Origin of the sequence: Arenibaculum sp. (assembly GCF_035998295.1) — a bacterium.
GTDB lineage: Bacteria > Pseudomonadota > Alphaproteobacteria > Azospirillales > Azospirillaceae > DASYHS01.
This window is the reverse complement of the sequence record NZ_DASYHS010000098.1, coordinates 1-4,507: the sequence shown is the minus strand read 5'-3', so window position 1 is coordinate 4,507 and position 4,507 is coordinate 1. Positions and strand designations below refer to the sequence as shown.

General features: G+C 73.4%; 5 protein-coding genes. 2 read left to right on the top strand and 3 right to left on the bottom strand.

What is annotated here, in order from left to right:
- Positions 1–137: 137 nt before the first annotated feature.
- Entirely contained in the window at positions 138–1,121 is a 984-nt protein-coding gene (locus VGO20_RS10780) for a DUF4384 domain-containing protein (RefSeq protein ID WP_327502339.1), read from the top strand.
- Positions 1,118–2,947 (top strand): adenylate/guanylate cyclase domain-containing protein, encoded by a 1,830-nt coding sequence (locus VGO20_RS10775; protein ID WP_327502338.1) that lies wholly within the window; start codon positions 1,118–1,120, stop codon positions 2,945–2,947. Before VGO20_RS10780 ends, VGO20_RS10775 begins: the two co-directional genes overlap by 4 nt.
- A gap of 3 nt (positions 2,948–2,950) precedes the next feature.
- Here VGO20_RS10775 and VGO20_RS10770 read toward each other — a convergent pair whose 3' ends face one another.
- From VGO20_RS10770 to VGO20_RS10760, 3 genes are all read right to left on the bottom strand, one after another.
- Complete coding sequence (locus tag VGO20_RS10770) at positions 2,951–3,376, bottom strand: DUF4399 domain-containing protein (RefSeq protein WP_327502337.1); 426 nt, start codon at positions 3,374–3,376, stop codon at positions 2,951–2,953.
- 37 nt (positions 3,377–3,413) lie between these two features.
- Complete coding sequence (locus VGO20_RS10765) at positions 3,414–3,848, bottom strand: DUF4399 domain-containing protein (protein WP_327502336.1); 435 nt, start codon at positions 3,846–3,848, stop codon at positions 3,414–3,416.
- 100 nt (positions 3,849–3,948) lie between these two features.
- Positions 3,949–4,404, bottom strand: coding sequence for a hypothetical protein (locus tag VGO20_RS10760; RefSeq protein ID WP_327502335.1), 456 nt, complete (start codon positions 4,402–4,404; stop codon positions 3,949–3,951).
- Positions 4,405–4,507 lie beyond the last annotated feature (103 nt).

The window sequence follows — 4,507 nt, the reverse complement described above, 5'->3', positions numbered from 1 at the left end:
GTCTTCGATGCGACCAACGTCGCCGCCGGCCTGCACAACTTCGCCGACCAGAACGTCTTCGCCATCCAGAAGTGACGAACCGACCCCCGTCCGGGCACCCGCCCGGACGGGAGACCGGCCATAGAGGAACGACCGCCATGTTCCGTCACCTGCTCGCCCCCTCCCTCGCCTGCTTCGCCGTGATCGGCGCCGACGCCGCGACCGCGGACGCCGTCGTGATGGCGTCGACCGCGTCGGACTACGGGATCGGGCGCGTGGTGGCGGACGGCGAGGCCGTCATCCTGCCCGAAGGCGCCGGCATCCACCTCCTGGAGGCGAACGGCCGCGTCGTCTCGCTGACCGGGCCCTTCGAAGGGCCGCTGGACGCGGCCCCCCGGGACCGTGCGCCGGCCGTCGCCGCTGCCCTGTGGACGGGGGGATCGTTCTCCCAGACCGATCTCGGCGCCGCGCGGTCGCTTGCACCGCCGCCGGACACCGTCCGGGACGTCCTGGCGGCAGGCCCCCGCAGTCCGGGCCGGCATTGCATCGCCGACCCCGGCGGCGGGAAGGAAGCCCCGGAGGTTTCGGCCGGCGGCCGTGCGCCGGGCGGGGTCGAGATACGCCGGATCGCCGTCCCGCCGGACGACGCCACGGCACTCGCCATCGGCCTGGCGCACGAAGGCTGCTCCGCGCAGTTGGCGACCCTGCTGGCCCGGCTGCGGGATGCCGTGGTGCCGATCGAACTTGCCCTCGCCTCCGACCGCGGCGTCTATCCGACCTATAGGCGCGGCGAGCCCGTCCGCCTGACGCTGAGGACGAGCCGCGACGCGCATCTGCATTGCCGGATCCGCGACGCCCGCGGGACGACGGTCCCGATCTTCCCGTCGCGGGCCTCGGGCGGCTCGCGGCTGGAAGCCGGCGCCGCCCTGACCTTCCCCGGCGCGCGCATGCCCCTGCCGCTGCACGCCGACGGCCAGACCGTCCAGTGCTTCGCGGGCGAACGCGACCTCTCCGCGGACCTGCAGGCGATCGGCCAGGATTTCACCGCCCTCGGCCCCGACGACTTGGCGCGCATCGAGCGCGTTCTGGACCGCGACGCCGGAGCGCTGGCGACCGCCCACATCGTCCTGCGCGCCGAATGACCTCGCCGCGGCGGCGCGGGCCGGCGGCCGGCCTGCCGGCGATCGCATTCCTGGCGCTCGCCGTGTCGCTGGCCGCCTGGGCGGCGGTGCGCGCGGTGCCGCCGCTGCGCTCGGCCGACGAGCTGGCCGGCGACCTGCTGATCGCCCATTTCACGCCCGCCGCGCCGCAGCGCGACGATATCGTGCTGGTCACGCTGGGCGAGGGCAGCCCCGTCCTCCTGGCCTGCCGGTCGCCCGTCGACCGGTCCTTCCTGGCCGGGCTGATCGCCGAACTCGATGCCGCGGCCGTGCGCGCGATCGGCCTCGACATCCTGTTCGACCGTCCCACGCTTCCCGGCCACGACGCGAAGCTGCGCCGCGCGATCATGCAGGCCGCCGCTCCCGTCGTCGCGGTCACGGCGCTGGAGACTACGCCCCTGGCTCCGGAGCAGCGCTCCTTCCTGCAGCGGTTTCTCGCCGGGCTGCGCCACGGGCATGCGAACCTCGCCAAGGACACGGTCGACGGCACGGTGCGCTGGCACGTCCCGCGGGGGGCCGACGGCACGGCCAGCCTGCCCGCGGTGCTGGCCGGGCTCTCGGGCGCGACGGTGCCGGACCGGCCGTTCCGCATCGACTGGAGCCGGGGCCCCGAACCCGGCATGGCTCCCTTCCCCATCTATCCCGCCGACGCCGTCGGCATCCTGCCGCGGAGCTGGCTGGAGGGCCGCGTCGTCCTGATCGGGACCTCGCTGGCCGGCATCGACCAGCACCGGACGCCGCTCTCGCGGACCGGCAGCCACACGCCCGGGGTCGAGATCCAGGGGCACGTCCTCGCCCAGATCCTGGACGGCCGGGCCGGATCGAGGATCGGCGCCGTTCAGGAGGCGGCGCTGGTCGCCGCGCTGGCGGCCGGGGGTGCCGCTGTCGCCGGGCTCGCCGCTCCCACCCTGCTCCTCCTGGCCGTCGCGGTCGGCGTCGTGGCTCTCCTCGGCCTCGCCGGCGTCGCCGTGGTCGCGTCCGGCGGCCCGGTGATACCGATGGGCGCTCCATCGCTGGCTTGGCTTGGTGCGATCGCCGCCACGACGGCGCATCTGTCGCTGAAGAGCCGGACGGAGCGCCGCGTTCTGATGGACCTGTTCGCGAGCCACGTCTCCCAGCCGGTGGCCGAGGAGATCTGGCGCGAGCGCGACACCTTCATGGCCGGCGGCCGCCCGCTGCCCCGGCAGCTGACGGCCACCGTCCTCTTCTGCGACGTCGAGGGCTTCACCACGATCTGCGAGGTGCTGGAGCCCGATCCCCTGCTGCGCTGGCTCGAAGGCTATCTCGACGCCATGGTCCGCATCGTCGCGGCCCATGACGGGATCGTGCTGCGCTTCGTCGGCGACGGGATCCTCGCGGTCTTCGGCGCGCCGGTGGCCCGCGAGACGCAGGCCGAGATCGACGCGGACGCCCGCCGCTCGGTGGCCTGCGCCCTGGACATGGGCCGGGAGCTCGCCGGCCTGAACCGCCGGTGGCGCGCGGAGGGCCTGCCCCCCGTCGGCATCAGAATCGGAATCGAGACCGGGCCGCTGGTGGCGGGCAGCCTCGGCGGGCTCCGGCACAAGGAGTATTCGCTGCTCGGCGACACCGCCAACACGGCGGCGCGCCTGGAGCAGCTCGGCAAGGAGGTGGCGGCGCGCTCGCTCGCCCATTGCCGCATCGTGATCGGCGAGGGCACCTGCCGGTCGGTCGAGGGCGAGGTGGCGCTGCTCCCGGCCGGCACCCTGTCGCTCAAGGGCAAGAAGCGCTGCGTGCGGGCTTGGCTCGTCCTCGACGGCGCGCCCTCCACGCCGGACGAGGGGACGTGAGGGTCAGCGCACCGTGATCGTGATCCTCCTGGACATCACCGGCGGGTCGTGCGGGACGTGGTTCTCGTCGCCGATCAGCAGCTGGAGGGTGTGCCGGCCCGGAGGCAGCTCCAGATAGGTCTCGGTCTGGCCGCCCCCGAAATGCAGATGGTTCGGGTCGTTGGGGATCGGCTCGTCGAGCGGCGGCAGGTCCGTGTCGACCAGGAGATGGTGGTGCCCGGCCTCCGGATGCGCGACGCCGGCCGGTGCTACGCCGAACAGGCGCGTGCCGAACCAGATCTTGAACCGGCCGCCGACGACCTCGCCGTCGTTCGGCCAGCCGATATAGACATAGGCGTCCTCGGGTGCCGCCTTGCGGTCCTGCGCCTGCGCCGCGAGCGGTGTCGCGAGAGCGGCGATCAGGACGGCGGCGATGCGCAGAGGGATCATGGACGCTCCTCCTTTCCATGCGTGAGGGGCCGGGTCGTCATTCCGGGACGATGATCGTGATCCGCTCCGACATGGCCGGCGGATCGTGGGGCACGTGGTTCTCATCGCCCAGCAGCATCTGCAGCGTGTGCCGGCCCGGCGGCAGCTCCAGGCGCGCCTCGGTGTGGCCGGCGCCGAAATGGAGATGGTTGGGCGAGTTGGGGATCGGCTCGTCCAGCGGTGGCAGATCGGAATCGACGATCAGGTGATGGTGCCCGGTCCCGGCCACGGCGGACCCGGCCGGCGCCACGCCCATGCCCTGCAGGCCCATGCGGACCCAGAGCGCGCCGCCCGGGATCACCGCGCCGTCGGCGGGCCATATGATGTAGACGCGTGCGCCCTCGGGAGCCGGCTTGCGGGCCGGTTCCTGGGCGACGAGCGCAGCCGGGACGAGCGACAGCAGTGCCGCCGTCGTCAATGCGCGGATCTTCATGAGGCACCTCCAGGGCTAGGGTTTCCGGAACTCCGGCCGGGTTGCGGCCCCGGCCGGAGCGTCGGTGGTCAGGTCCTGGGCGTCGCCTCCGTCCGGTTCGTCACTTCTGGATGGCGAAGACGTCCTGATTGGCGAAGTTGTGCAGGCCGGCGGCGACGTTGGTCGCATCGAAGACGTTGGTCGTCGCCAGCGCGCCCGAGCCCTGCTGGATCAGCGTCACGTCCTGGTCGGCGACGTTGCCGATCCCGGCCGCGACGTTGGTCGCCGTGCCGACATTGGTCACCGCCAGCGGGCCGCCCGGCAGCATCCCCTGGCCGCCGTGCGGCAGCATCCCCTGGCCGCCGTGCGGCAGCATCCCGTAGCCGCCCGGCGCGCCCTGCTGGGTGGCCCACACCGACTGGTCGGCGTAGTTGTACTCACCGGCGGCGACGTTGGTCGCCGAGAACTGGTTCGTGGTCGAGAGCGGGACGCCACCCGTCTCCAGGCCCCCGGCCAGCGCCGGGCCGGCCAGGAGGGCGAGGGTCGCGGCGGCGAGCAGGCTGCGGCGGATCGTCATGGTCTGGGTCTCCTTGCTTGTCCCGGGCCGGGGCACCTCGCCCCGACCTCGTGACCAGACCTTAGGACCTCCCCCCATCCCGCCGCTGTGAACCGCTCAACAC

Bases quoted from the DNA above. Each gene is read 5' to 3' on its own strand.
- VGO20_RS10770 (WP_327502337.1), bottom strand. From the start codon at position 3,376: ATGATCCCTCTGCGCATCGCCGCCGTCCTGATCGCCGCTCTCGCGACA.
- VGO20_RS10775 (WP_327502338.1), top strand. From the start codon at position 1,118: ATGACCTCGCCGCGGCGGCGCGGGCCGGCGGCCGGCCTGCCGGCGATC.
- VGO20_RS10780 (WP_327502339.1), top strand. From the start codon at position 138: ATGTTCCGTCACCTGCTCGCCCCCTCCCTCGCCTGCTTCGCCGTGATC.
- VGO20_RS10760 (WP_327502335.1), bottom strand. From the start codon at position 4,404: ATGACGATCCGCCGCAGCCTGCTCGCCGCCGCGACCCTCGCCCTCCTG.
- VGO20_RS10765 (WP_327502336.1), bottom strand. From the start codon at position 3,848: ATGAAGATCCGCGCATTGACGACGGCGGCACTGCTGTCGCTCGTCCCG.